This window comes from Streptococcus oralis (genome assembly GCF_023109155.1).
GTDB lineage: Bacteria > Bacillota > Bacilli > Lactobacillales > Streptococcaceae > Streptococcus > Streptococcus oralis_BZ.
Genome location: NZ_JALDUA010000004.1, coordinates 44,663 through 71,132 on the forward strand (window position 1 = coordinate 44,663; position 26,470 = coordinate 71,132).

The following is a 26,470-nucleotide window of genomic DNA, read 5'->3' on the forward strand; positions in this document are numbered from 1 at the left end:
AGTCATTTTAAGGGAGAAATGACCTTTTAAATTTTTTTATCTTAAAATGAAAGCGCTTTATAAAACGGGAGGTAAGGTGGCTTACAAATTATCAGATAGTTGTTTTCCTTAAATCAAGTTGTAACCAAGTCAGACTTGGGCTTGGGCAGTAGCTGACTGCCTTTCTAAAAACTAGGAGTATATTATGATTCGATACCTTTTTGAAAAAGGGCAAACATTTAGCATTCGGAAGTTGACTGTAGGTGTGGCGTCTGTTATCGTGGGACTGGCATTTTTTGCTTCTGGAACCGTGCGTGCAGACGAAACGTCTCCTGCCACGACATCCAATTTAGATCAGCAAATGAAACAAGTCGCAGATATAGAAGAGACCAAGGCTGAACCAGTCAAAAAAGAAGGCCGTGTAGAAGCTGAAAAACAAGAAACACCTATTGCCGATACCAACAGTGCTGACTTGCTCCCTGAAGACATTCAGGACCGCGCCTATCCCGACACACCTGTCAAAGAACTCGATACGACTACTATCGTTGACCAGAAAGCTAGTCCAAAAGTAGAAACTAAGAGCATTCTAAAGGACAAGGAAGAAGCTCCAAAAGAAGCTGAGAACGGAAACCGTGCCATCATTAACGGTGGACAAGACCTCAAACACATCAACTACGAGGGACAACCTGCAACTGCTGCTACTATGGTTTACAGCACCTACAATGCAGGAGAGCAACGCTACCTCGTTTCAGGCTCAGGTATCTTTGTAGCACCTAACCTGATCCTTACCGTTGCTCATAACTTCCTAGAAGCCAATAAAGAAACTGGCGAAGGTCACATTCGTGGTGGAAAATCTGCCCAGTTCTACTATAACGTTGGTTCAAACAGCGAAAAGAAAAACTCACTGCCATCTTCTGGAACTACGGTTTTATTCAGAGAAAAGGACATCCATTTCTGGAATAAGAAGGAGTTTGGAAAAGGCTATAAGAACGACCTTGCTCTTGTAGAAGCTCCTATTCCTCTTCCGATTGCTAGTCCAAACAAAGCAGCAACCTTTGCGCCTTTAGCGGAGCACAAGACGCATCAGCCGGGAGAAGCCATCAGTACGATTGGCTACCCAACTGACTCGAGCTCCAAAGAACTGAAACAACCTATCCTAGCTGGCCAACTTTACAAGGCAGATGGAACTATCCGATCTGTTGAGTCCTATGATGATAAGGGAACGACCGGTATCACCTACCAAACCACTTCTGTATCTGGTTTGTCTGGTGGTGGGATTGTAGATAGCCAAGGAAAAGTTCTGGGTGTCCATCAACACGGAACCGTTGACAATGGTGTGGCTGAAAAGGATCGCTTTGGTGGCGGACTCGTCCTTTCACCTGAACAACTGAAATGGGTTAAGGACATGATTGCCAAATATGGTGTGAAAGGCTGGTACCAAGGAGATAATGGAAATCGTTACTACTTTACCGATGAAGGACGTATGCTTCGGAATGAGAAAGCTGTTATTGGAAGCAACGAATATTCCTTCAACCAAGATGGGATTGCTACCTTGACCAAGGGAGTTGAATACGGACGTGTGGTTATCCAACACGAAGACGAAGAAGGAAATCTTGTCAAAGATAACGACACCTTTATCGAACAGACAGCTGTTGATTCACCATTTGACTATAATTTCAAAAAAGAAATCGAGAAGACGGACTTCTATCAGAAGAATAAAGACAAATACGAAATTGTATCCATTGATGGCGTAGCAGTCAATAAACAGCTAAAAGATACTTGGACTGAAGATCACAATGTTGTCAGCAAAGCGCCTGCCGGTACACGTGTCATCAAGGTGGTCTATAAAGTCAACAAAGGCTCCTTCAAAGTTTACTACCGTCAAAAAGGAACCACTACTGAACTAGCGGAAGCGACAGTTGATAACAATGACGGCCAAGAGTATGACGTTTCCTTTGTCAACACCTTCCATGCAAAAGACATTGCTGGCTACCGTCCAGTCAAGGCTAGCCTGGAAGCAAGGATCCAGCAAAAAGGGGTGAATGAGGTCGTCTTTGAATACGAGCCAGTCGCTGATACAGCTAATCCAACGACACCGACTCCACCAGTGGCTCATCCAGAAGATAAAGAAACCGAAATTGGCAATCATGGACCTCTTCCAAGCAAGGCTCAACTCGATTACCACAAGGAAGAACTGGCAGCCTTCATCCACTACGGAATGAACACCTATACCAATTCTGAATGGGGAAATGGGAAAGAAGACCCCCGATACTTCAATCCAACCAACTTGGATACTGACCAGTGGATTCGCACTCTGAAGGAAACTGGCTTCAAACGAACTATTATGGTTGTTAAACATCACGACGGATTCGTTGCTTACCCATCTAAGTACACCAACCATACCGTAGCTGCTAGCCCATGGAAAGATGGAAAGGGTGACCTTCTCGAAGAAGTTTCCAAGTCTGCTAGCAAGTATGATATGAACATGGGTGTTTACCTATCCCCATGGGATGCTAATCATCCAAAATACCATGTTGCAACCGAAAAAGAATACAACCAATACTATCTCAACCAACTGAAAGAAATCCTTGGTAATCCGAAATACGGTAACAAAGGGAAATTTATCGAGGTTTGGATGGACGGTGCGCGTGGTAGCGGTGCCCAAAAAGTAACCTATACCTTTGATGAATGGTTCAAATACATCAAAGAAGCCGAAGGAGATATCGCTATCTTCTCTGCTCAACCAACAAGCGTTCGCTGGATCGGAAATGAACGAGGTATCGCAGGTGACCCTGTCTGGCATAAAGTCAAAAGGGCCAACATCACAGACGATGTGAAAAACGAATACCTCAACCATGGTGACCCTGATGGTGATATGTACTCTGTAGGGGAAGCTGACGTTTCGATCCGTTCGGGCTGGTTCTACCATGACAATCAACAACCGAAATCACTCAAAGAGTTGATGGACATCTACTTCAAGTCTGTTGGTCGTGGAACCCCACTCCTTCTCAATATTCCACCAAATAAAGAAGGAAAATTTGCAGATGCGGATGTGGCTCGCTTGAAGGAATTCAAAGCAACCCTAGACCAAATGTATGCCACTGACTTTGCCAAAGGTGCGACTGTAACAGCAAGTTCTACTCGTCAAAACCACCTTTACAAGGAAAGCCACCTCACAGACGGTAAAGATGACACCAGCTGGGCGCTCTCAAATGATGCCACAACCGGTAGCTTTACAGTTGATTTGGGCCAAAAGAGACGCTTTGACGTCGTTGAACTCAAGGAAGACATCGCCAAAGGTCAACGTATCTCTGGTTTCAAGATTGAAGTTGAAATCAATGGACGTTGGGTGACATACGGCGAAGGTTCGACCGTTGGTTACCGTCGCTTGGTTCAAGGCAAGCCTGTAGAGGCACAAAAAATTCGTGTAACCATCACTGGTGCTCAAGCAACTCCAATCTTGACCAACTTCTCAGTCTACAAGACGCCAAGCAGCATTGAAAAGACAGATGGCTACCCTCTTGGACTTGAATACCACTCAAACACAACGGCAGATACAGCTGGAACAACTTGGTACAATGAATCTGAAGGTGTTCGTGGCACTTCTATGTGGACCAATCAAAAAGATGCCAAAGTAAGCTATACCTTCACAGGAACCAAAGCCTATGTCGTCTCTACAGTCGATCCAGGTCACGGAGAAATGTCCGTCTACGTTGATGGTCAAAAGGTTGCAGATGTGCAAACTAAGAATGCTAGCCGTAAACGTAGCCAAAAAGTCTTTGAGACAGGCGATTTAGCACCAGGCCAACACACTATTACCCTCGTGAACAAAACAGGTGAACCAATTGCTACAGAAGGAATCTACACCCTAAACAATGATAGCAAAGGAATGTTTGAACTCGAGTCTACCAACTACGAAGTCGAAAAAGGAAAACCAGTCACTGTTAAGATTAAACGTGTTGGTGGAAGCAAGGGGGCTGCTACTGTTCGCTTCATCACAGAACCTGGAACTGGGGTTCACGGTAAAGTTTACCAAGATACAACTCAAGATGTGACCTTTAAAGATGGAGAAACAGAAAAGACTGTTACCATCCCAACGATTGACTTTACAGAACAGGCTGACTCTGTCTTTGACTTCAAAGCCAAGCTCACTTCTGTCACTGATGGTGCCCTGCTCGGTTTCGCTACAGATGCAACCATCCAAGTGATGAAAGCTGAATTGCTGATCAAGGATCAAACAAGTTATGATGACCAAGCTAGTCAGTTGGATTACAGTCCTGGCTGGCACCATGAAACCAATTCGGCAGACAAGTACCAAAAAACAGAGTCTTGGGCTTCCTTTGGTCGCTTAACTGATGAGCAAAAGAAAAAGACAACTGTCACAGCCTACTTCTACGGTACCGGACTTGATATCAAGGGCTATGTCGATCCAAATCATGGTATCTACAAAGTCTTCCTAGATGGCAAAGAAGTTCCTTACCAAGATGGCATGGGAAATGCTTCAACTATTGATGGTAAGAAATACTTTAGCGGTCGTGCAGTCCAACGCCAAGGCAATCAAACTCTGGTTAGCCTAAAAGGTCTGGACGAAAACTTGCATGCAGTCACCCTTCAACTTGATCCTGATCGAAACGATTTGTCTCAAAATATTGGTATTCAAGTGGACCAATTTATCACTCGTGGCGAAGGTAGCGAACTCTACAGCAAGGCGGATATCATCCAGTCTATCTCTAAATGGAAAGACGATCTGTCCAACTTTGACCCAGCAGGCTTGAAAAATACGGCCACTGCACGCCAAGCTTTCCAAGCAAATCTAGAAAAATTGAGAAACCAACTCAGTGCTGATGCAGTGGATGTTCAGGATGTCATGTTGACAGTCAGTGCCCTACAAGATATCCTATCCAAGGATGAGAACTATCAAAGAGGCCAAGAGGAACCTAGTCCAGAGCAACCGGAACAGCCAGAAGAACCTGAGAAACCTGACCAGCCTGAACAACCAGCTGAACCAAAACAACCGGAAATTGAGTACGATAAGGCTATGGACAGCTTGGCAAAAGCTATCGAGAAAAAAGTCGCTGAGCTTGGATCCAACAAGGAAGCTAAGAAGCAATTGTTAGCAATTGCTGACCAAGCCATTGCTGCCATCCAAGAAGCTAAAACTCAGGAAGCAGTCAATCAAGCGCTAAAAACTGCTCTCGAACAAATCAGCAAGCTCGAAGCAACTCAGCCTGAAAAGCCTGCTCAACCTGAGAAACCAGCTCAGCCTGAGAAACCTAGTCAGCCTGAGCAACCAGCTGAACCAAAACAACCGGAAATTGAGTACGATAAGGCTATGGACAGCTTGGCAAAAGCTATCGAGAAAAAAGTCGCTGAGCTTGGATCCAACAAGGAAGCTAAGAAGCAATTGCTAACAATTGCTGACCAAGCCATTGCTGCAATCCAAGAAGCTAAAACTCAGGAAGCAGTCAATAAAGCGCTAGAAACTGCTCTCGAACAAATCAACAAACTCGAAGCGGCTCAGCCTGAGAAACCGGCTGAACCTGAAAAACCAGTTCAGCCTGAAAATCCGACTCAACCTGAGAATCCAGTTCAACCTGAAAAACCGGCTCAGCCTGAGAAACCAGCTCAGCCTGAAAAACCAACTCAACCGGAAACTCCGGCTCAGCCTGAAAAGCCAGCTCAACCGGAACAACCAACTCAACCGGAAACTCCAGCGCAACCGGAAAAACCGGCTCAGCCTGAAAAGCCGACTCAACCGGAAACTCCAGCGCAACCTGAAAAACCGGCTCAACCGGAAACTCCAGCGCAACCTGAAAAACCTGCTCAGCCTGAGAAACCAGTTCAACCGGAAAAACCTGCTCAGCCTGAAAATCCAGCGCAACCTGAGAAACCAATTACTTCTTCAAGTCCTGAGGAAGGGGTTAAAGACCTTGTCTTTACACTTCCAAGCTTAGAAATCGTCAATAAGGTCGTACCGTTCAAGACGATTCGTCGCGAAAACCCACAATTAGACAAAGGAAAAGAGCAAGTTCTATCAGAAGGGAAAGACGGTCTCTTAGTCGAGTATGTTGAAGTGGACGGTGACAATCGCAAGGTTCTCCAAACAGAAGCAACTCCAGCTCAAGATCGAGTGATTGAGGTAGGTAGCAAACAAAGCTCAGTTGGAACAGAAGCGCCACCAGTTGTGACTCTTCCTGAGTATGTTCTACCAAGAGAGACTGAAAAACCTGCTCCAGCCGTAACAGATAATTCATCATCAAAAGATGAAAAAGCTCCTGTTACAGCTACAGTCAAAGAAGACAAGGAAAGACTACTCCCTGCAACTGGGGAACAAGAAGCAAGTGCCTTCCTCTTCTTGGCAGCCATTACTTCTATCTTGTCTCTCCTCATCTTCCAAAAGAATTTCAAAGACTAGTAATCCTCTTTGATTGATTCTTTCTAATTATTCAGTTCCCCCGTTGAGAAGACCATCTGGTCTTCTCTTTTTCTATCTGTAAAATTAAAAAACATCCACAAATATACATGGATGTTTTGGTATGACTCTATAAAGTAAGATGATCATTGAAGATAGCTGTTCTCAAATCCAACCACGTTTTCAAATAAACGCTCATCTAAAAAAGCGAGTGCCCTTGTCTTATCTCATCAGAACATCCATCATAAGTTTCTGCAAGAACTCCACAGATAAAGGATAACGTTTCGAATTCCAATACCATGAGATCTTCTGACGCTCACAAGCCATCTTTCCTAAATCAGACTTCCCTCTCCCACATCTAGATCTACTGACTACTATTTTCGAGTCCAGCGTATGCATAGGTTCGATTTCTGGGACACTCTTTTTCCATCACCACCCTAAAGTAAAAGCGATGCTCCCGCCCATCCTTAGCATTTTCCTTGTTCAAGACAAAGTAGTTTTTCTGATTCATCGCCATGGTGCGTAGGATGTCATCGATCAAAAAAGTCAGTGGTACATTCATAGCAGAGTATTTTTGAAAATCCTCTTCAAAACGAATATAGGCTTCTGAAAAATAATCCATCTGCAGTTTGTTTTCATACAACTCTTTCCTAGTCATACACTCCCTCCTCCCACAGTCGAATTTCGAGGACATCTGCTACCTCCACCAGCCTATAGCCCTCATTGGTCCTAATAGATAGAGTTTGAGGTGATAATTCGCTTACCTTGCCGACGATAGTCGTTTTTTGTTTCTTTTCCTTGACCACAAAGCATCCCTTCAGTTGCCCGACATAAAGCTGTGAAAGCAAGATCAACTTCTCAACGGGATTCAAATTCGTCGAAAAAGCAACCCGATTTTTTTCTTCACCAAGTGAACTAGTATGCTCTGAGAGGAAAAAGCCCATCCACTTCTGCATCCCTGGATCTTGATAGTCACGCGCAGATTGAAAGGGTAAATAAGAACGATCAATCATTTTAAACCATCTAATCCTCCAGCAGAATGCCCCCCAATCAGCTTGCTTCTAGCAAGACTCCTAGAGGCTTCTTCCAGTGCATTGGCCTTTAAGAGGGAGGTAAAACCAAATTGTTCCCGAATGGAGTCAATGGCTGTCTGGAGCCTTTCTTCTTTTTCTAACTTGTCAACATCATCAAAGAGGGAGATCAAGCCAAAGGACTCATCCACAAATCTTGAATAGTTGACTCCGACACTTCTGACCGCTCCAGAAGTGTATTTATTATGAAATAGCTTCAAAACATAATCCGTTAAGATAGCTGTATTATTGGTCGGTTCGACCTTCATTTGTGTGTGAATAGACGGCCTGACCTCCTGTTTAGAGAAACCGACATAGATAGAGACAAGGGTTGTTTTCTTGCCAGCTCTTCTCAGCCTAATAGCCACCTGCTCCGCCATTTCTCGGAGAATAATTTCAATATCCCGTAGCTTCACGTAGTCTCTCGGCAAGATTTGAGAATTTCCTAACCCTTGGGACTTGGCTTTATAGGGCCTGTGAACATTGCTCTCATCAATCCCGTTAGCATGAAACCACAAACGCAGGCCAGCCTGACCAAGTGTTTTCTGTAGCTGGTCTGGATTACTGGTGGCCAATTCTCTGATGGAAAAAATCCCCAGAGCATGCAAGCGTTTCTCCATCCGCCTACCAATCCCCCAAAAGTCCGTCATCTTGGGAATAGCCCAGACCTTCTCTTCCACATCCTTGTAAGACCAGTTGGCCCTCATGGTCGGAGTGTGCTTGGCCTCATTATCCAGAGCCAACTTGGCCAGTAAGGGATTGGCATTGGACATACCCACCGTAGAGTAGATCCCTGTCTGCCTCCAAATATCCCTCTGGATACGAGCAGAAAGCAGATCCAGCTTGTCTTTGCGAGAGAGACTCTTGTCTGGGATAAAATAGTTGAGCGAACTAGTCAGATCGATAAAGCCCTCATCGATAGAGTAGGGATAAATATCATCTGGACTACCATAGTTTTGAAAGATTCGCTGGATTTCCATATTGACCGCTATGTACTCATCCATCCTAGGTGGCACAATCAAAGTCACTTGAGCCCAATCTTCGATGTAGCGAACATAGTCTGAGTCAGTAGGCAAGCCTTGCTTTCGAGCATTGTAATAGGAAAATTTGCGCGTTTTGATATCAAAAGGCAGATCATAGGCCCGGCCAACATTGGACTTACCAAAAATCTTCTTGAACATGGGAGAGGAAGCTAGGATAAGACCAGTAGAATTATCCGCGCGACTCATGACACAAAGCGAGGTCTTCAGCGGATGCAAGCCTCTTTTCACACACTCAACACTGGCATAAAAAGATTTCATATCGACAAAGGCAATGTCACTTTTGGGTTCTCTGGAATAATCAAAGTAGCCCATAGGCTAACCCTCCATCGGCACAAAATTCCCAACGATAATCCCCACAATCCGAGGATCTTCCTCATAGGAGATGAAAATGTCCTTGTATTTAGGATTTATAGAAACCAGACGCAAACCATCTTCCTCCCGATAGACCCGTTTGATATAGGTTTGGTTGTTACAAACCACTGCATAAACCGCCCCGTCATAGTCAAATCCCGTCTCTCGAATCAGAGCTACCGAACCATTTTGATATTTAGGTTCCATAGAGTCCCCAGATACCCAGGATGCAAAATCATGGGCCAACTCCTCGTTAAAGTAAACCGTATCAAAATTCTGGTCACCGTAGACCGAAGCCCCAATCCCCGCTGACATGCGTTCATAGACACGGTACTCGTAGAGGCGCTCTGGCATGGTCGTCACCTTCTGAGTTTGTTCCTCTTGAGCTAGGTTGCGAGCATAGAGCACAACCTTGTCCTTCCCTTGCTTGGAGAGGCTATTGTAGAGACGGATAATCTCTATCTGGGTGAAATAGCCTTTTGCAACTTTTAAAATCTTCTCTAGCTGGGCAACCTTCTCCTTGGATGGTTCCTTAATTCCACGTTCCCAAGCCGAGTAAGCCTGAAAACTAATCCCTAATTCCTCTGCAATTTCCTTCTGTGTCAATTTCAAATCTTTTCTCCGAGCCTTGAGTTTTTCTGGTTGGTACATGATTCACCCCCTAGTGTGATGTTTTATTGAGAATATCTCTCTTAGAAAAACAAATCGACGGTTGAGCTTACACCTCTAAAACTCAACCAATTCGGTTTAGTTTTATTATATAAAAAAAGTGGACGATTGTCCACTGGGAAAATCAAATTTTAACAGACACACCTGGAGATTCTAAACAAAAAACTGGACTAGACCTAGCAACTCCTACTCTAATTTTTGCAACAGCTTTACAACTTGACGATTTTCAATCCTCACATAGTATACACCACTATCACTGACAAGTTTATCCTCTTTATATTTAGCAATCTTTACAGCATAAAGACCGCGTGGTAGGGGTTGGTTGGCAAAAAATTCCTTCATGAGCGCTTCAAGCTCTTTAAGATAATCATCATACAAGAGATCTCTTTTTTCTTTTGGAACGAAATATTGAAATTCAAATGTTGGTATAAAAATCTCTTTTTGAAAAAGATATTGAGCATCCATGGGATACATCCCTTGCAGAGCTTGGCCCTTGCTTTGATTTTCCTCTAATATTTCATTATAAAGATAGATATTATCAGATTGGTTATTAAATTCAAAACCAATACCTTGATACTTCAAATCAGGAAGTTTAGGATCTTTGATTGAACTGTCCAGTGTTTTTAAAAATTCACTGGTGCCTGGACTAACCTCAATCCCTAAATAGGCTAATTCTGGGAAAACATCATAAATTTTTTTACCATTTTTGTAATCAACCTCTGCATCTGTCTTTCCATATGTTTCACTTTTCGAAAAGCGAGTATAGTATTTAAATCGAGTTTTAACCTGATAGGTTTTTCCAGCTATATTTTCACTATAGCTACCATGGATTATAAATCCTCCCACACTTGTATAGTTTTTCTCGTATTTTTCTAACTTAAACTGTCCTGTAAGACCGTAATTTTGATAAGAACGATGCACAGCTTGCTCAATCTCAGTTCGACTTGCATGGGCAAATAGCCCCCACATATCCATTAGAGAAAAAATCGGACTGAACACTGTGAAGATTACCATTGGAATCACTATGGATAAGCAACCTATTAATAGCCAATTTCTTTTCTTGGCGTTTCCTTCAGATTTTTTAGCAGTTTTCAGTTTTCGTTTTAAGATTAGAATGAGTAAAACCAAAATCCCTAATACTAATAAAACCAATCTACAATCTCCTTTTATCGTGGATAGCTGTTAACAGGTGTATAGGAGACTGACATAAATACTCGTCTCACCTGCTAACTTATCCTGAATTCCATGAACTCGTCTGAAACGAGGAGCAACCCTTGTCTCATTATACCACATGAGAGATACCGTGAGAAGATGAGAAAAATAAAAAACACCCCATGGTGTGAACCATGAAGTGTTGTAAATGCTGCATTGTAACAGGAACTTTCCTACAACTAAAAGTGAATAAACAAGTTCCTTACAAGCTATTTCAATGGTGATACATAATCATCTGGAAGTTTACCTCTCCAGTCAATCCATTTCTGTTCAGCAAGCGGAATTAATCTTTCAAGCTCTTCCTGAGTAAATAATTCCCAACTCTTAGGATTAGCTATTAAAGGAGTTAAGCCTTTTAATATAAATCGTTTCTCACTAGCTTTCTTCCCTTCTTCCGTTAGAGGCCAGCAATCATTCTCCGCTTTAAAATCAATTTCACGTGCCGTCCTCCTACCTAATAAATATTCGTTAAAATCAGAAGGATTAATCTCAAAGATACGACGAATGGAAGCTACTCCAAACTCTCCAAAAGTATAGTATTTCCCTTCATGTGTTCGAAAATCATATCCTTTTGGTGATTCAACCTTTTCAAAGGTATCAAACTCTTCCCATGTTATTTTAGTTAAACTCATTTTAATTGCCTCCTAATTTTCTAATTATAAATTCTCCCCACGGCACTTCGTCCATGACTACTTCTGGCATATTTCCTGGGAAAGTTTGTCCTCCTGGTTTCCAAAATCCTTCAAAAGCAGCTTCTTCATTTCCGCTTGGAATTCTTGTGTTTTGAACTGAAACAACAACGGATTTATACGAATCATTAATGCTCTTTTTCAAACCATAAAGCGTATAGCGGACTGATTTTCTCAAATAATTCCTTTTCGTATTGATATCTATTTTCTTGTACTTTCTCAACTAATTGACTAACTTTCTCAAATTCATTATTTTTAATCAATTTGTCAATTAAATCTACATCCTTTTCATCAATCTTTTGCGAGGAAATATTCTTAATGATTATCTTTAAAATTTGATAAGTCACCTCATCATCATCTAATTCAGAAATCTCGGATGTTATTTTTCCTCTCTCGGTAAAAACTAGATTATATCTTCCATTTCTAACCTCTATTATAGAAATTCCCTCTGGAAAGTAGGGAGGTTGTTCAGAAAAATGAATTCCAAATTCACCTAATTTTATGTTTCCAATTTTTGAAACTTCGGATTCAATTTTGTTTTTTAATTTTATTAGCATTTAATTATTCCTATTTCAATTTTAGAACCAATTCTGTTTATTCGAGTTCCAGGCAATATAACAGATTCTTTGTATTTGCCATTCAAAAATCCATGTTTATATATACTTCCATCAGCTCTACCTAAAAGCATATCTCTGATAGGAGCCCTCTAATACATCTTAATCCTCTACCATCAGTGGAAAAATATCTTCTCCTCTGTACATTTTATCTTCCATTTCTTTCCACTCAATAACTAATTTATACAGTTCATCAGTTGAAATAAAACATGGTTCACCTAATATTTCTTCCTCAAATTGGAAGTAAACTTCTGTTATTTCTTTTCCAATTTCAATCCCTAACATATTACCATCAAAAGCATATTCTTCCATATTCCCAGAAATTACACTCTCCAAAGCTTCTCGAACATCCAGATAAAAATTATGAACCTCAGAATTTAAAAAGTCTGACAACGATTGAAATTTTTGATCTGTAAATTTCAAAACTAACATTATATCATTTTCTTCATTTCCAAAAACCACAACTGAATATATTCTCTCCATTAATCATACCTCTAAATTCATTTTATTCCATTGGGAATGCCGAGATAATCTTTCCATCAGATTTTCTTATATACATTCCAATCTTTAATCCATTATAACTTTTTCCAATGTATTTGTTTCCATAAGCTAAAACTTTATTACTCTATGCCTCATTAATAGAATCCACAACCTCCTGAGGTCTCATATGGTCAGGGAAAAGGGTTGAATACCCTCCATTTCCTTTTTTAGGAAGGAATTATTTGTTATTCTGTAGCATCATCCCAGAGGGAGGAGGAATAATATGGTTTTTTCCCTATCTTTACTTTGAATTGATTAGATTTTACAAAATGTTCTAATCTTTCCAAAAAAGCTATTTTTGCATCTTCAAAACTAGTAAACTCTATCGTATTCCCCATCACATATGATCTATCATCTCGACCATTAATCATAAATTTACCATCTCTATAGAATAAGTGAAATGCCCAGGGAAGATTTTTATTTTCATCAAATAAAACGTAACAAAGACTTTTAAGTCCCTTCTTTTCTATCTCACATTCTATGTTTTGTTTTAAAAAATCAAAATTTAATTCTTTACTCATCTCACTACCTCTCTTAATAAACCTAAGTCTTCATAAATGGAAAGGCTGGTTTTAAATTGTGTTTGTGTACCTCCACCTTGGCCGAATATTTTAGCAATTTGTCCTTGGCGAATATCCACAATATCATCAAGGTTTAAATTATACTCAATCAAAGTATTCATGATATCAATTTGAGTATTATGGGAAGCCTCTTTAAATGCTCTCCTGATATTCTCTTTTGTAATATCCTTCACTACTTCATACTTGATATCCCTCAGGTTAAGCCAACTCCAACAATCAAGGGAGTCGCAGACCCCAGATGACCATCAATCTGGTAGTAACCGTCCTTGTACAGTAAAAGTTTACCAATGGTTTATCGGTAAACTCTTGCTTCATTTATTCTCATAAAAGAAAATACTGATTTCCTTGTAAAGTCATAGTTTAAATAGGTTTTACAACCAACCCTTAGCTTTTAAGAACTCATCGGGAATACGTAATTCAATCTCTGCCATAATTTCTTTTAAGTAGCTGTCCCAATTTGTTATACTTCCAAAATCATATTTTTCTTTAGGAAGTGAGATTCCAATCCCTTTACTAATCACTATATAAAAATCTGTAAAACTTAATTCATAGCCAAAATGAGCTTCATAATAATCATAGGCTTTAAATTTTATACTAAACATGCGATGATTGGGTACATCTACCACATCGTAAATGGTCATGTCTGAAGCTCTATCTCCAAACGCTCTTTGAATACGTTCGCTCACTTCTGTTGCTAGCTCTTGCATACTTTTCACCATATTAACACCTCCTGATTCTTTCATCGCCAACCCTTGGCTTTTAAAAATTTCTCTGGGATATAGGACTCGATTTCTAATATGATTTCTTTTAGGTAGCTGTCCCAGTCACTTATTTCGCTGTAATGGCTATTTGGCTTAGAAATCACTTTTTCTTTGTTAAGATTAAGAAGTAGGTGAATTTCAAATAAATCGTTTTCGTATATAAATCTTACCCCAGCAAAGTCATAGACAAGAAAATCCAGTTTAAATGTATGATGATTGGGTTCATCATTTATATCATCAATCACTATAGAATCAATCTTATCCCCAAATACTCTTTCAACTACATCACAGATTTCGTCCGATAAAATATCCATATTATTTAATTCCAATGCAATACCTCCCAACTATTTTATCTCCAGCCCTTGGCTTTTAAATATTTCTCTGGGATATACGACTCGATTTTTGTCATGATTTCTTTTAAATAACTATCCCAATCGCTTATTTCGCTGTAACTACTGTTCGGCTTAGAAAGTAATAACCCTTCCTCGCCGTTTAAAAACAGATAAATCTCCAAGAAATCATTCTCATACTGAAATTTTACCCCGGCAAAATTATAGACGCGGAACTTCAGTAACAAAAAGATTATACTGGTCTCACCTGATTTTGTATCAATGTATGATATTATTTCCGCAAAAGAGGTGTTAAATTTAGTAGAGTATGTACTCTTTTCGGAAAAGCTACCATATTGTTTTTCTAACCACCTATCCTGTATCTCTTTTATATCTTTTAGTTTATATTCAAACATATTCAAATAACTTATTGGTCCATTTGATTGGTATATACTTAACTTTAGAGATTCCAGAATGTTATTTTGAAAATTAAAATCTGCCCAAAATTCTAATCCTTCAATCATGACGGGCGTTTTTAACATAAATAAATTAGAACTTTCATCTTGTCGAAGGTATTTTTTAAAATTATTATAGAATATTGCTTTTGTTAATTGTTTGTTGATAACAGTATTATTTATAATCATTACTTACTATCTCCTATTTTTACCTGTTTAACAAAAGTCTGCGTAACCTAGTCCAATTATACCACAAAAAGAGAGCGTTTCCGCTCCCTCTTTACTCTGGTAATTCTATCTTCAAACTCATATCAGTGAGTTGTAACACCTTCTGAACCGCAGCAAGAAAGGCTAAACCGTTATCAGATGGAGAATGCTGGAATGTGATATGGATAACTTTTTTGTCAAACCGATCACTGTATCGTACCACATACTGTTTGCTTTCGAGGAAGTGAATATAATTATTAATTTTTTCTTGCAGAATTTCCAAATGGACTGCTTCTATCTCTTCCTCCCAGCCAACTGGATCCACCAGAAGAAGCTCTAAATGACTATCAACTATACCAATTGCGTCAAGTTCAGCTGGCTTGAGTTCTGAAGAGATGGCTTGAGTGACGATTTGGGTAAACTCTTCAGAAGAAAATATTTTTTGGTTATCAGATAAATCATTAAAAATTAGATCAGGATTATTTCGTATAAAAATTTTGTCTGACTCTTCTTGTGTATACTGTTTTTTAGATTTCCAAAAACCATACTGCGCATAATTCATCAACTCTTTGCCAGTATGTTCTCCCGAAATATAGCTATCGACAGCTTCTTTTGGGATTTCTTGAACCACTTCTGGGTAGGTAATATTAAAAGTTGGATAACGCAAGAAATACTTATCACCATCTTGACAGATTTCCAACATATCTTTTTGACTTACATAAATTGATTCCATTCTTATCTCCTTTGTTGCTTACCAAATATCTACTAATGTTAACTTATCTTTTGGAACTGGGTCGATTACTGCTTCAGGAACTCCTCCAGGGTATGTTTTTCCTCCTGGTCGCCACTGTGGATTGGCACGTGATCCTCCCTCATTTCCATCAGGAATTCTGTAATTATGTACTTCCTGCGGAAGTACCATTTTAGGAGAGTCTCCTAGACTTCCCTCATCAAGCCCCAATAAAGCCTCTAACTTCCTTGGATTTCCATCCGCCTCTTTAATCATAGCCTTTGCTACATCTTTTGGAAAAACAAAAGCTCCATCTTCTCGACCAAAATTACCAAATTTCTGGATGAAGAAATCATCTTTCACAAAGGCTGCAACTCCATCATCAAATAATTCCTTGTGAGCCTGTCTGTATTCTTTAGGTAAATATCTCCGAGGGTTAGGTCTAAATACGCCATCATCAGGATTAGGACTTATTCTAAGAATCTCATCTACTTTATTTTTATCAATTTCAATTTTTGGAAATTCATTTAGATATTCATTCCATTCAGGAGAGAACTGAGTTTTCACCTTATTGAGACTAAACTTGCTGGCTGCTGAGGAAGCCGTATAGCCTCCTACGATATTCCCGATAAAGTTGGCGGTTTGGGCATCTTCTTCGCTTCCACCTAGGAGCTTAGTCCCATGATAGGCAACCTGACCCGCTGTATAGGCACCGGCTTCCCCTATCGCAAACTGGGTCAAGCCCTTGACAACGCTCTGGGTCTGCCCTATGGGAATCATGATGGCACTCGCCGTCACAAAGACATTCCCAACATCATGATACAACTTGTCATTGCCCATGAAAAGCGTATCTCTGATGGGATTTCCGGCTTTAGTCTGAATATCCCCTGCATTCCCAAGTTTGATATCCTGACCAGCCTCGTACATATTAGACAACCCATAGGCTGTTGTCCCAAAACCCACGATACCGCCTGCAACAACTAAAGGAGTCGCAGTTCCCAAGGTTCCTATAATTGCGAGAATACCAAACGCAACGGTCACCACACCAATCGCCAAGTCTTTCCAACCATTCTTGGCACGATCCTCCGCAGCCAAGGCCTCAAAACGGACCTTGTCTCGCTCCTGGGCAGCCTTCACGCGCTCAACGCGACTCTCCATCTGCTGGGTCGCCTGTTTGTAGGCTATCGCAAAGCGTTGAACAGACTTGAGTTTGGCGAAATCTCCTGACTGATAAGTTCCTACCGTACGTGTCTTACTAGCATGCTCTGCGATCAAGGACTTGGTCGCAGCTAGAAGTTCCTTAAAGGCGACCAAATCCTGACTCGCATGGTTACTTTCATACTGAGTGATGGAGCTGTCCAAGTTCTTGATCTGATTGAGCAGAAAGTTATAGTCCATGACCGTTTTGGTATGACTGCTTCCATCATAGCTCACCAAGTCTGAAATCTTGTCCTTGGTCGTGTTCAAGACCTCAATCTCGTTCTTTAACTTATCCCTCGAACCCTTCAAATCACTATGTAATCGCGTAAACTCCTGACCAGGTAGCTTTGTATGCAGGTGACTATCAATCTGGTAATAACCGTCCTTGTATAGTAGGAGATTGGTTGAGTAGTCATTCATCAAGTTGACCAGAGTCTGAAGGAGAGTCCCATGAACCTCTACTAGGTATCTGCGCATACTCGAGATGGCCTGACCTTGGAGATTTTGATTGTTGATAAAGTCTGTCATGGCCTTGTTTAGGCTAGCGACGGACTCTCCCCAAGCATTTATCGTCTTTTGACTTTCCACCTGAACAGAGGTGATATCATCAAATTTTATATTGTAACTCATGGTACCTCCCTACTGCAAACCAGGAAACATGTTTTGTCCCAGGACACTATCTGTTCGATGCATCTCTTTCCCTGTGGCTGCCATCAAGGCGATATCTGTCTCCAGTAAGGTCGCATAGGTCTTCACCAGCGAGTGGAGTTCATTGAATTGTTCCTGATACAAGTCCAATCCTTCTCCCATTATACCACAAAAAGAGAGCGTTTCCGCTCCCTTTATCACTCCGGCAATTCTACCTTCAAGCTCATATCAGTGGGTTGTAACACTTTCTGAACCGCCGCAAGAAAGGCCAATCCATTATCAGATGGAGAATATTGGAAAGTAATATAGATGACTTTTTTGTCAAACTTATCACCATATCGCTCCACATACTGCTTGCTTTCGAGGAAGTAGATATAGTTATTGAGTTTTTCTTGAAGTTTCAAGAGATGCTCCTCTTCTAATGACTCTATCCATTTGTTTTCATCAATCAACAACAACTCTAGATGGTCATCTGAAACCCCCATCGCATCGATACTTGTAACGTCTAGTACAATTTCCTCAACTGTTTTAATGGTTTCTACTACCTTAGGGGGATTGTAGTATTTTTCCTTGAATTCCTTAAGAATCTTCTCTACCTTTTCTTCGTCACACTGCCTGTATTCTGGGTTACGATCTAATACATTACACAACCCTTCATAGATATACGTTCGTTTTTGATCATCTGATAGGTGGGAAGTGCTCTCTATAATATTTCTTACCAATTCATCTGTTTCAATAACAAAGGGAATATCATAATAATTCGTTACAAACCATTTTTGATTAGAAATATATTGAGTGACCTTCTTTAATTTCATTAGATCATTAGATAAGCTAAAATCTTTCAAGATGTCAAAGGCTCTACGCGCTATATCTCTATCTCCTTCCACATACAAAGGATATAAGCAATATTCCATTAATACTCCAATATCTGTACTATCAAGTTCATAAGAATCTCGTTGCCGAAAACAATACTTAGCTTCTGTTCCTAGAAATGCTTCTGCTTCTTTTCCTTCCTTCATCACCTCTAGATAATGTTTGACAAAATATTTATAATTCTCTTTATTTTTCAATTTATAAGTTTTCATTTATTGACTCCATTGATTTATTCTGAAAATTCCTTCAACTTGCTCAATTTTATTAGTCCCAGGCTTATAGACACGTGGATTTTTTATTTCATAATAGCCTTGGCGTTTAATCGCAGATAGAAAATCATCGTAAGAATGCCCCGTTGTGTCAATCGTTGGCATAAGTAGTTCACTCTCAGACATATTAATGTCAGAACCAGCCCAGGTTTTAGCACCTGGAATATTTAAAGATGAAGAACCCGGCGTATCACCATTTGGAAACCGTATCAAGTCTGCTTTATCCATATTTCTAACTAACTCAGGACTATATGCATACTGATAGATACCTGAATCGTATGTGTCATCCCCAACTCCTTTTACTCTCGCAATCTCTGAACCCGATTTCAGTTTTCCACTCTTATCATACAAGAGAGCGGAATCTTCTACAGTACTCGTCGCAAAGTTACCTTGACCAACATCTCCCCCAGTTACTCGTCCTACAGAAGAGCCATATTCGCCAAAAACATAATCTTTAATACTTTTCCCATTTACAATAGAGGAAGCTCCACCTTCTAAATAAGGTTGCTTAATGGCATCTTTGTATGCTTTTGGATAATCGTACTGTCTAGTTTCATACATCTTATATAAGGCTTCTTTATTTGGAGCCGCTCCTTCTCTAACAGCACGTTCTACATACATATCAAAAGTATCCTCGAAGGATGCTTGCTTCTCTGGTGTATTCCAATCTATTTCTTTACTTGCAAGCTCTCTAAATTTTGCGAATGTCGCCTTTTTGATTTCTGGTGACACATGCTCAATCGAAATATCCGATGTTTTTTGAGAAATAATCTCAATCCGAGTTCCTGGTTCAATTTTAGTGCCACCTGTAAAGCGACCTTTTCCTTCACCTACGACAGTACCGCCATATTTTGATAGATTGTCCAGACTGTCTTGTCGTTTAATGGACAAACCATCTTTTGCAGTTGTATAATCTTGAATGCGAATTTTTCCAGTTTCATCTACACCGACTGCTTTTAATTGGATACGTTGAATTTCACCTGCCGCATTACGCGTCTCAACGGTTATCCTAGTCTCGACATCTTGAAAATTTGTCTTGAAGTCACCAAACTTTCTAGTCGAAAACTCTCTGTAGTTAGCAAAATTTGGTTCAGATAAGTTATTTTTCACCTTATTGAGACTAAACTTGCTGGCTGCTGAGGAGGTCACATAGCCTCCTACCAGGTTTCCGATAAAGTTTGCGGTTTGGGCATCTTCTTCGCTTCCACCTAGGAGCTTAGTCCCATGATAGGCAACCTGACCGGCTGTATAGGCACCAGCTTCCCCTATCGCAAACTGGGTCAAGCCTTTGACAACGCTCTGGGTCTGCCCTATGGGAATCATGATAGCACTCGCCGTCACAAAGACATTTCCAACATCATGATACAGCTTGTCATTGCCCATAAATACAGTATCTCTGATGTGGTTATAGGATTTCGTCTGGATATCCCCTGCATTCCCAAGTACGATATTATGAACGCCTTCTGCTGCATTAGACGTACCATAGATTGTTGCCCCCAGACCTGAAGTTAAGCCAAACCCAACAACCAAGGGAGTCGCAGATCCCATGGTTCCTATAATTGCGAGTATACCAAACGCAACGGTCAACACACCCAAACCCAACTCTTTCCAACCGTTCTTGGCACGATCCTCTGCAGCCAAGGCCTCAAAACGGACCTTGTCTCGCTCCTGGGCAGCCTTCACGCGCTCAACGCGACTCTCCATCTGCTGGGTCGCCTGTTTGTAGGCGATCGCAAAACGTTGAACAGACTTGAGTTTGGCGAAATCCCCTGACTGATAAGTCCCTACCGTACGTGTCTTACCAGCATGCTCTGCGATCAAGGCCTTGGTCGCAGCTAGAAGTTCCTTAAAGGCGACCAAATCCTGACTCGCATGGTTGCTTTCATACTGAGTGATGGAGGTATCCAAGTTCTTGAGCTGATTCATGAGGAAGTTATAGTTCATGACCGTACTGGTATGACTGCTTCCTTCATAACTCACTAAGTCTGAAATATCACTCTTAGTTGTCTTCAAGAGCTCAATCTCGGTCTTCAACTTGTCCCTCGAACTCTTCAAATCACTATGAAGGTTTGTAAACACCTGACCAGGTAGCTTTGTATGAAGATCACCATCAATCTGGTAGTAGCCGTCCTTGTACAGTAGGAGATTGGTTGAGTAGTCATTCATCAGATTGACCAGAGTCTGAAGGAGAGTCCCATGCACCTCTACTAGGTATCTGCGCATACTCGAGATGGCCTGACCTTGGAGGTTTTGATTGTTGATGAAGTCTGTCATGGCCTTGTTGAGGCTCGCGACCGACTCTCCCCAAGCATTTATCGTCTTTTGACTTTCCACCTGAACAGAGGTGATATCATCAAATTTTATATTGTAACTCATGGCACCTCCCTACTGCAAACCAGGAAACATGTTTTGCCCCAGGACACTATCTGTCCGATGCATCTCTTTCCCTGTGGCTGCCATCAAGGCGATATCTGTCTCCAGCAAGGTCGCGTAGGTCTTCACCAGCGAGTGGAGTTCATTGAATTGTTCCTGATACAAGTCCAATCCTTTTGATGTAGCTGTCGTATTAAAACTTGGTTTCCCAACTCCTGCCAAACTAGCCTTGGCCTTGGATAGACTACCGATGTGTGAGTTAAACAGAACCTCAGATAATTGAATCGTTCCATACATGACCTTTCCCCTCCTTCTAATGTAATAGCTTCTCGATGAAATTTCCCAGATTGTTAATCTGACTTTGACACCAGCCAATAATACCATTTTCTTCATTCTTTTGGTTCTCTAACCTAGTGATTTCATCACAGATGGCGTCATAGAAGGTATCCATCTCTGTTTGGAAACTCGTGTAATCACTGGAGAAGGTTTCCCACTGCTTGGTGAAGGCATCTTTTTGTTTGCCTTGCCATTCCGGCTGGATATTGCGGTGGTTGATAGGATACCTGATATCATGAACCTTTTTTTGAATTTCCCCTACAGACTTCTTGGCCGTACGAAGGCGTTCCAACTGTTCATCGATAGTCGTAATCCGTGATTGGGCAGAGGAGATGCTGGCAGAGTGGGCATTCACCTGTCTTTGCAGAGAATCAATTTACATATAATCAACTTCTCCCATCTCTTAACCTCCCAATCCATTTACGTCATTCAATTCGGCTACATTTCCTTTAGGGATATCTGTCTGGTCTATAACCGCAGCAATATTTTCCAACATGAGGTCATTATCCTCATCACTATAGCCCTCTTGAACAACCTTAAAAATATCTTCGTCGTTGAAGTAGATAAGGCTATCGCCTACCATCCCTTCAGGATAGAGGCAAGCCCCGTAGTCAAAGCGATAGATATTCCCTTTGACAGGCGCTGCGATGACCCGTGCAATGATCATCATCTTCTTTGTATTTCCTTTTAATATAATGATACTGCCGAGTGGCAACATGGTCGTTTCTTTCATCGTATCCCTTTCTAAATTTCTAATAATTGAACAAATTCATAACGATCTGGGTAAAGAATGTATCCTTGGTTAGGCTTCAGCGCCGGTTCATTCATGATATAAGGATAGCGAGTATGATCTTGATCGCTAATGCGTACACCAAGGAAGACTTGTTCTACTAACTGATTAACTAGTTTGACAAAATTATCGTATTGATTGGTTACTAGATCCTGATAAGCACCAGCAAATACTAAAGTCACTCCATAGCGAGAACCTTCCGTAAGAAGTTCTTTGAAGTCTACTTCGTTCATCCCTGCTGCCATAGCTGTCGCCGCAATGTCAGGGATCAGAATTAACCATTTAGGATAGTCCTGACTTGGTGTAGCCACTCGTTTCTTAAAGTCTTCTAATATCGTCTTCATTACATTATCGACTTCTAAAGAAGTATCGAAACGTTGGATACCATCAAAAAGTTGGTTGCTGATACGCTGACTAGGATCTAAGATAAGCGTATTATACTTACCTGACATACGTTCCAAATGATACTCTAATAATTTATAGTAATTCGTTACAAAAGCAGGACTGTCTGAGGCTATAAGAATAGGTCGCTCGAAACTAAAGGATGCTGGAACAACAGCCTCTCTTTCGAGTCCCAAGATAAAGTCTTGGCTGCTTTCTAAGATTTCTGTCATCCCTTCTTTGGTGACCCTTTCTGGCAACATTGGGATACTTGCAGGAAGCGGTCCATCGTATGCCACAGCCATGGCTTCTTGTTCTGCACGAACTTCTTTTATGTAGTCCGTATAGTATTCACTACTGTATGGTAACATCACTTGGAATTGGACGATATCGTCAAATTTAGCTATGGCACGGCCTTTGATTTCATCTAGTGGAATGTTTGAACGTCCTACTACACCTGACAAGTCACTGTTATCAAATAAGAAGAGCGAAATCTTAGTCTTAAAGTTGGATTGCAACTGTAATCGCATCGCATTGAGACGAGAAAGTGTCACGACTAGATAGATTCCTAGAGAAGCACCATCTCGAGCGATGACATTTAAAGTATCATAAAAGGCATCTACAAATGGGGCATCCATCACACTATCAAAACCATCTATCTCGATGAAAATAGTTGGAAAACTCTCATCTGACAACTGATTGTACTGCGTTAGATTTGTCGCTCTTGCTCGCGAAAGAGCCCGTTTCCGAGTTTTAATCTCTCTATTCAAAAATCGAAGAGATTTCATGATTTTCTCAGTTTCATCCAAGGTGAAATAATCTGCAACATGAGGAAAATCAGAAATAGAGATTAAACCACTAGTACCAAAGTCATAGAGATAGAAATGGACTTGTTCTGGTGTGTGCTTACGGATCACGTCCATCGCAAAGTTCTGTAGAAAAGTGGACTTCCCGAATCCTGGACTAGAAACTAATAGAATATGGCCTCTTTGTTCCATATTGAAATAAAGTGGAGATTGTTCCTGTCTTTCAGGAATATCTTGATACCCAACTAAAATAGGTTGTAAGGCCTCTGAACGTCCCCAATAATCCTTGAAGTTAGTCGATTGTGTATCTTTAGCATATATCTTTTCTTCGAGTGGCGGCAACCAAGGACTGGCCACCTGATGAATATGAAGACCGTCAAAGACTTCACGAGCTTTTTCTACAATGGCGTCCAATTCTGTTGGAACAGCCTTTGCTTCTTTTCGATTGACTAAACCACTCAAATCTTTATTAATGGCATTGTATTGGCCATTACTTGTAATCTCATACACCGTTGTGTTTTTTTGAACATGGTTTCGTCCTTCTGGATTATAATCCGCACCCGACCACGCGCTTTGGAATAACTCATAGATTTCATTGTTTCCGACTTGAAGATAGGCTCTACCTGTCTGGGTGATTTCTGCAGCATCAGGTGTTTTGATTACTTCTCTAGAATCCGCAACATCCTGTACTTTAAGAGCTATTTTAAACTTCGAGTTGGACCAAATTTGATCATTAACCACCCCACTAGGTTTTTGGGTTGCTAAAATTAATTTAACTCCCAATGAACGACCAATACGAGCTGTAGAGACCAATTCATCCATGAAATCAGGTTGATTCGCCTTCAACTCTGCAAACTCATCACTAATGATTAATAGATGTGGTAATGGTTCTTTGACCTTCCCTTCTTTGAAGAGTTTCATGTACTGGTTGATATGATTAACGTCATTTTCTGCAAAAATACGCTGACGTTTCTTCAGTTCAGCCTTGATAGATACCAGAGCTCGATTCGCCTGGTTGCCATCCAAGTTTGTAATCGTACCAACGACGTGAGGTAGGTCTGCAAAGAGATTGGCCATCCCTCCACCTTTATAGTCAATCAAGAGGAAAGCAACCTCATACGGATGGTAGTTCACAGCTAAAGATAGAATGTAGGACTGAATAAGCTCAGACTTCCCTGATCCCGTAGTACCAGCAATCAATCCATGAGGGCCATGCGCCTTCTCATGAATGTTTAGATAAAGAATATCGTCCCTACCTCGAACTCCTAGAGGAACAGCCATTGTTTGGAAAGTTTCATTGTCCTGCCATCGTTTTAAAAGATCTAGTTCCTCTACCTTATTGACTCCATACATCTCCAGGAAGGTAATGCTATTCGGAATCGAATTACGCAAAGTCTGAACATGATGAATACCCGCGAGATTTCTCGCAAAATTTTCCTTTTCCGATAAACTTACAGGAGGAAGAGGCGTAATTTCTTTATTTGTATAATTGCCATCCTGAAGTAATACGGTACCTTTTTTATCTCCTCGATAGTCAACAACTGTCTTAACGTGTTCTGGTAAACTTTCAAGTACTTCTTCTACGAAAACGTAATGAATCCCTAAATGGGATAAATCTTCATTGATGTACTCCATAATGTTGTGATCCAACATCAGGCTTAAATCTGTAATAAAGAGAATATAATGAGGGCTATATTGCTTTTCCTTTCCTTTGTCCTGCTCACTATCTAATTTTCTGTCTTTAATAATTTGATAGAGTGACGTCAATAGTTGATCTCGAGTACGTTGATTGTAAACAAAACCACGGCTATTTAGTGCTTTAATTTTCGTATGAGGTAACCAACGACTCCAATCCCACAACTCCAACTCTTCCTCTCGAAAAATTGGAATAAACTGTAAATCATGATAACTTTGGAAAGTCGCTAATTGCATCATCATCTGTTGAACTTGTTCAATCACTATTTGTCGTGTTCCGATATAACCCATAGGATTTGTTAATGTATGAGTAATTGGTACCTGTTTAGTCACACGATAGTAAGAAAGTAGTTCTTGAATTTTTTGATTAGCAGCTGCATTGTATTTTGTCAACTCAGAATCTGAATACTCAATAGAGAAACTAGAATTAACTTCCCCCAATCCTAAGCGATAAGACAAGAAATCGAAGTGATAGAGCGTTTTCTCATAAATTCGTCGATCTATTTTTTCTACCATTTCTAAAATACGAACTGTATCAGGAAAATGATAAACCAGAGCTTCAACTTGTTCATCACGTAAGTCAGCTAACTGAGAATATTTGGTTTCCAAATATTCCATATAGTCAACAATTTTCTGTTCTTGAAGTTCCTTATGTGATTTTTTATCAGAAAAATAAGTATGAATGGAAGTCCCAATAGTAATGACAGACATCCCCATCATCATAAACATCATTCCACCACTACGTGTAAAGTAAACGGTCAGTATCGTAAAGACAATCATCGCCAAAGGGGTAATAATCAATCTTAGTAACGATTGTTTGTGACCTTCATCATCTGTTGGTGCCGAAGCAATCGTTACTTTATCCTCGGGTTCTCTTAGAATAATCCGTGGAGAGCGATGAAATTCTTTTGAACGGTCTTCGACCATTACTTCAGAAAAAGGCAGTAAGCTCGTCTCAATAGAAAATAGTGAATGAATCGATAAGATTTGTTTTTGAACGGATAAACCTAGACCTTGTTCAAAAACAATTTGATCCATATCTTGAATGTTTTGCTTTCCTGTTTTTCTTTCACCGTTAATGTAAAATGGACTAACACTGTAAATCGTCTTATTTGTCCCATCAAAGGTCAAAATGATTTCTATAGGAAAATCAACTAAGCGAATAGACGCTTCTTTCTTATCTGATAAATAAAGTATTTTCTCAGGAAGAAGGTAATGCTCTGTGTTTTCAATAATCAATAAGGAAACATTTATATTTTCAGCTATAGAAACCAAATGATACCCATAAGAATAAGTCTCCCCGAGTAGTTCAATTCCATTTTCCTTGACTTCCAGCACCACATTCTCAAAAATAGGAAGATAGATATTAGAATCTACAGAAGACCCCAGTTGATAGGTTTTTCCTGCATAGAGTGGATAAACATTGCCTTCAAAAAATAAATAATTCATAGACCACT

General features: G+C 40.4%; 24 protein-coding genes. 1 reads left to right on the forward strand and 23 read right to left on the reverse strand.

Translation table 11 applies throughout. The annotated features are described in order from the left end of the window. Positions 1–184: 184 nt before the first annotated feature. A complete protein-coding gene (locus M1F63_RS07970; protein ID WP_247941150.1) occupies positions 185–6,394 on the forward strand; it encodes an alpha-L-fucosidase in 6,210 nt (2,069 codons plus the stop codon). Positions 6,395–6,755: 361 nt separating this feature from the next. Here M1F63_RS07970 and M1F63_RS07975 read toward each other — a convergent pair whose 3' ends face one another. From M1F63_RS07975 to essC, 23 genes are all read right to left on the reverse strand, one after another. Then, complete coding sequence (locus M1F63_RS07975) at positions 6,756–7,049, reverse strand: DUF5960 family protein (protein ID WP_049501177.1); 294 nt, start codon at positions 7,047–7,049, stop codon at positions 6,756–6,758. Beyond that, entirely contained in the window at positions 7,042–7,404 is a 363-nt protein-coding gene (locus M1F63_RS07980; RefSeq protein WP_049501176.1) for a hypothetical protein, read from the reverse strand. Before M1F63_RS07980 ends, M1F63_RS07975 begins: the two co-directional genes overlap by 8 nt. Then, a complete protein-coding gene (locus tag M1F63_RS07985) occupies positions 7,401–8,816 on the reverse strand; it encodes a Y-family DNA polymerase (RefSeq protein ID WP_247941151.1) in 1,416 nt (471 codons plus the stop codon). The genes M1F63_RS07980 and M1F63_RS07985 overlap by 4 nt, the downstream gene beginning before the upstream one ends. 3 nt (positions 8,817–8,819) lie before the next feature. Beyond that, a complete protein-coding gene (locus tag M1F63_RS07990) occupies positions 8,820–9,506 on the reverse strand; it encodes a LexA family transcriptional regulator (protein WP_247941152.1) in 687 nt (228 codons plus the stop codon). 204 nt (positions 9,507–9,710) lie between these two features. Further along, on the reverse strand, positions 9,711–10,676 hold the full coding sequence (locus tag M1F63_RS07995) for a hypothetical protein (protein ID WP_247941153.1): 966 nt from the start codon (positions 10,674–10,676) through the stop codon (positions 9,711–9,713). 269 nt (positions 10,677–10,945) lie between these two features. Continuing rightward, on the reverse strand, positions 10,946–11,368 hold the full coding sequence (locus M1F63_RS08000; RefSeq protein WP_247941154.1) for a hypothetical protein: 423 nt from the start codon (positions 11,366–11,368) through the stop codon (positions 10,946–10,948). Between the two features lies 1 nt (position 11,369). Further along, positions 11,370–11,570, reverse strand: a complete 201-nt coding sequence (locus tag M1F63_RS08005) for a hypothetical protein (RefSeq protein ID WP_247941155.1) — start codon at positions 11,568–11,570, stop codon at positions 11,370–11,372. Next, positions 11,554–11,982: an Imm63 family immunity protein gene (locus M1F63_RS08010; RefSeq protein WP_044020229.1), complete on the reverse strand. Its 429-nt coding sequence runs from the start codon at positions 11,980–11,982 to the stop codon at positions 11,554–11,556. The genes M1F63_RS08005 and M1F63_RS08010 overlap by 17 nt, the downstream gene beginning before the upstream one ends. A gap of 159 nt (positions 11,983–12,141) precedes the next feature. Continuing rightward, a complete protein-coding gene (locus M1F63_RS08015; RefSeq protein ID WP_247941156.1) occupies positions 12,142–12,522 on the reverse strand; it encodes a hypothetical protein in 381 nt (126 codons plus the stop codon). Between the two features lie 242 nt (positions 12,523–12,764). Then, positions 12,765–13,100: an Imm59 family immunity protein gene (locus M1F63_RS08020; protein WP_084917211.1), complete on the reverse strand. Its 336-nt coding sequence runs from the start codon at positions 13,098–13,100 to the stop codon at positions 12,765–12,767. Then, the gene (locus tag M1F63_RS08025; protein WP_239831347.1) at positions 13,097–13,333 is read right to left on the reverse strand and encodes a hypothetical protein; all 237 of its coding nucleotides are present in this window, start codon (positions 13,331–13,333) and stop codon (positions 13,097–13,099) included. Before M1F63_RS08025 ends, M1F63_RS08020 begins: the two co-directional genes overlap by 4 nt. A 198-nt stretch (positions 13,334–13,531) precedes the next feature. Continuing rightward, positions 13,532–13,879, reverse strand: coding sequence for a hypothetical protein (locus M1F63_RS08030; RefSeq protein WP_247941157.1), 348 nt, complete (start codon positions 13,877–13,879; stop codon positions 13,532–13,534). Positions 13,880–13,899: 20 nt separating this feature from the next. Further along, complete coding sequence (locus M1F63_RS08035) at positions 13,900–14,250, reverse strand: hypothetical protein (protein ID WP_247941158.1); 351 nt, start codon at positions 14,248–14,250, stop codon at positions 13,900–13,902. Positions 14,251–14,270: 20 nt separating this feature from the next. Then, positions 14,271–14,894 (reverse strand): hypothetical protein, encoded by a 624-nt coding sequence (locus M1F63_RS08040; RefSeq protein WP_247941159.1) that lies wholly within the window; start codon positions 14,892–14,894, stop codon positions 14,271–14,273. A 91-nt stretch (positions 14,895–14,985) separates the two neighbouring features. Further along, positions 14,986–15,645, reverse strand: a complete 660-nt coding sequence (locus M1F63_RS08045) for a DUF6572 domain-containing protein (RefSeq protein ID WP_247941160.1) — start codon at positions 15,643–15,645, stop codon at positions 14,986–14,988. Between the two features lie 18 nt (positions 15,646–15,663). Continuing rightward, positions 15,664–17,472, reverse strand: coding sequence for a T7SS effector LXG polymorphic toxin (locus M1F63_RS08050; protein ID WP_247941161.1), 1,809 nt, complete (start codon positions 17,470–17,472; stop codon positions 15,664–15,666). A gap of 9 nt (positions 17,473–17,481) precedes the next feature. Further along, positions 17,482–17,652, reverse strand: coding sequence for a hypothetical protein (locus M1F63_RS08055; protein WP_247941162.1), 171 nt, complete (start codon positions 17,650–17,652; stop codon positions 17,482–17,484). 35 nt (positions 17,653–17,687) lie between these two features. Continuing rightward, complete coding sequence (gene ifs / locus M1F63_RS08060) at positions 17,688–18,575, reverse strand: NAD glycohydrolase inhibitor (protein WP_247941163.1); 888 nt, start codon at positions 18,573–18,575, stop codon at positions 17,688–17,690. Then, on the reverse strand, positions 18,576–21,008 hold the full coding sequence (locus M1F63_RS08065) for a T7SS effector LXG polymorphic toxin (RefSeq protein ID WP_247941164.1): 2,433 nt from the start codon (positions 21,006–21,008) through the stop codon (positions 18,576–18,578). It abuts the gene before it with no gap. 9 nt (positions 21,009–21,017) lie between these two features. Then, positions 21,018–21,302: a TIGR04197 family type VII secretion effector gene (locus M1F63_RS08070; protein WP_247941165.1), complete on the reverse strand. Its 285-nt coding sequence runs from the start codon at positions 21,300–21,302 to the stop codon at positions 21,018–21,020. A 16-nt stretch (positions 21,303–21,318) separates the two neighbouring features. Further along, on the reverse strand, positions 21,319–21,696 hold the full coding sequence (locus M1F63_RS08075) for a YwqH-like family protein (RefSeq protein ID WP_247941166.1): 378 nt from the start codon (positions 21,694–21,696) through the stop codon (positions 21,319–21,321). Positions 21,697–21,744: 48 nt separating this feature from the next. After that, on the reverse strand, positions 21,745–22,074 hold the full coding sequence (locus M1F63_RS08080) for a DUF4176 domain-containing protein (protein WP_247941167.1): 330 nt from the start codon (positions 22,072–22,074) through the stop codon (positions 21,745–21,747). An 11-nt stretch (positions 22,075–22,085) separates the two neighbouring features. After that, positions 22,086–26,462 carry a type VII secretion protein EssC gene (gene essC, locus M1F63_RS08085; protein ID WP_247941168.1) on the reverse strand — a complete coding sequence of 1,459 codons (4,377 nt, stop codon included), beginning with the start codon at positions 26,460–26,462 and terminating at the stop codon, positions 22,086–22,088. Positions 26,463–26,470 lie beyond the last annotated feature (8 nt).

Coding starts and splice junctions, on each gene's coding strand:
- M1F63_RS07970 (WP_247941150.1), top strand. CDS start 185: ATGATTCGATACCTTTTTGAAAAAGGGCAAACATTTAGCATTCGGAAG.
- M1F63_RS07975 (WP_049501177.1), bottom strand. CDS start 7,049: ATGACTAGGAAAGAGTTGTATGAAAACAAACTGCAGATGGATTATTTT.
- M1F63_RS07980 (WP_049501176.1), bottom strand. CDS start 7,404: ATGATTGATCGTTCTTATTTACCCTTTCAATCTGCGCGTGACTATCAA.
- M1F63_RS07985 (WP_247941151.1), bottom strand. CDS start 8,816: ATGGGCTACTTTGATTATTCCAGAGAACCCAAAAGTGACATTGCCTTT.
- M1F63_RS07990 (WP_247941152.1), bottom strand. CDS start 9,506: ATGTACCAACCAGAAAAACTCAAGGCTCGGAGAAAAGATTTGAAATTG.
- M1F63_RS08000 (WP_247941154.1), bottom strand. CDS start 11,368: ATGAGTTTAACTAAAATAACATGGGAAGAGTTTGATACCTTTGAAAAG.
- M1F63_RS08010 (WP_044020229.1), bottom strand. CDS start 11,982: ATGCTAATAAAATTAAAAAACAAAATTGAATCCGAAGTTTCAAAAATT.
- M1F63_RS08015 (WP_247941156.1), bottom strand. CDS start 12,522: ATGGAGAGAATATATTCAGTTGTGGTTTTTGGAAATGAAGAAAATGAT.
- M1F63_RS08020 (WP_084917211.1), bottom strand. CDS start 13,100: ATGAGTAAAGAATTAAATTTTGATTTTTTAAAACAAAACATAGAATGT.
- M1F63_RS08030 (WP_247941157.1), bottom strand. CDS start 13,879: ATGGTGAAAAGTATGCAAGAGCTAGCAACAGAAGTGAGCGAACGTATT.
- M1F63_RS08040 (WP_247941159.1), bottom strand. CDS start 14,894: ATGATTATAAATAATACTGTTATCAACAAACAATTAACAAAAGCAATA.
- M1F63_RS08045 (WP_247941160.1), bottom strand. CDS start 15,645: ATGGAATCAATTTATGTAAGTCAAAAAGATATGTTGGAAATCTGTCAA.
- M1F63_RS08050 (WP_247941161.1), bottom strand. CDS start 17,472: ATGAGTTACAATATAAAATTTGATGATATCACCTCTGTTCAGGTGGAA.
- M1F63_RS08055 (WP_247941162.1), bottom strand. CDS start 17,652: ATGGGAGAAGGATTGGACTTGTATCAGGAACAATTCAATGAACTCCAC.
- ifs (WP_247941163.1), bottom strand. CDS start 18,575: ATGAAAACTTATAAATTGAAAAATAAAGAGAATTATAAATATTTTGTC.
- M1F63_RS08065 (WP_247941164.1), bottom strand. CDS start 21,008: ATGAGTTACAATATAAAATTTGATGATATCACCTCTGTTCAGGTGGAA.
- M1F63_RS08070 (WP_247941165.1), bottom strand. CDS start 21,302: ATGTATGGAACGATTCAATTATCTGAGGTTCTGTTTAACTCACACATC.
- M1F63_RS08080 (WP_247941167.1), bottom strand. CDS start 22,074: ATGAAAGAAACGACCATGTTGCCACTCGGCAGTATCATTATATTAAAA.
- essC (WP_247941168.1), bottom strand. CDS start 26,462: ATGAATTATTTATTTTTTGAAGGCAATGTTTATCCACTCTATGCAGGA.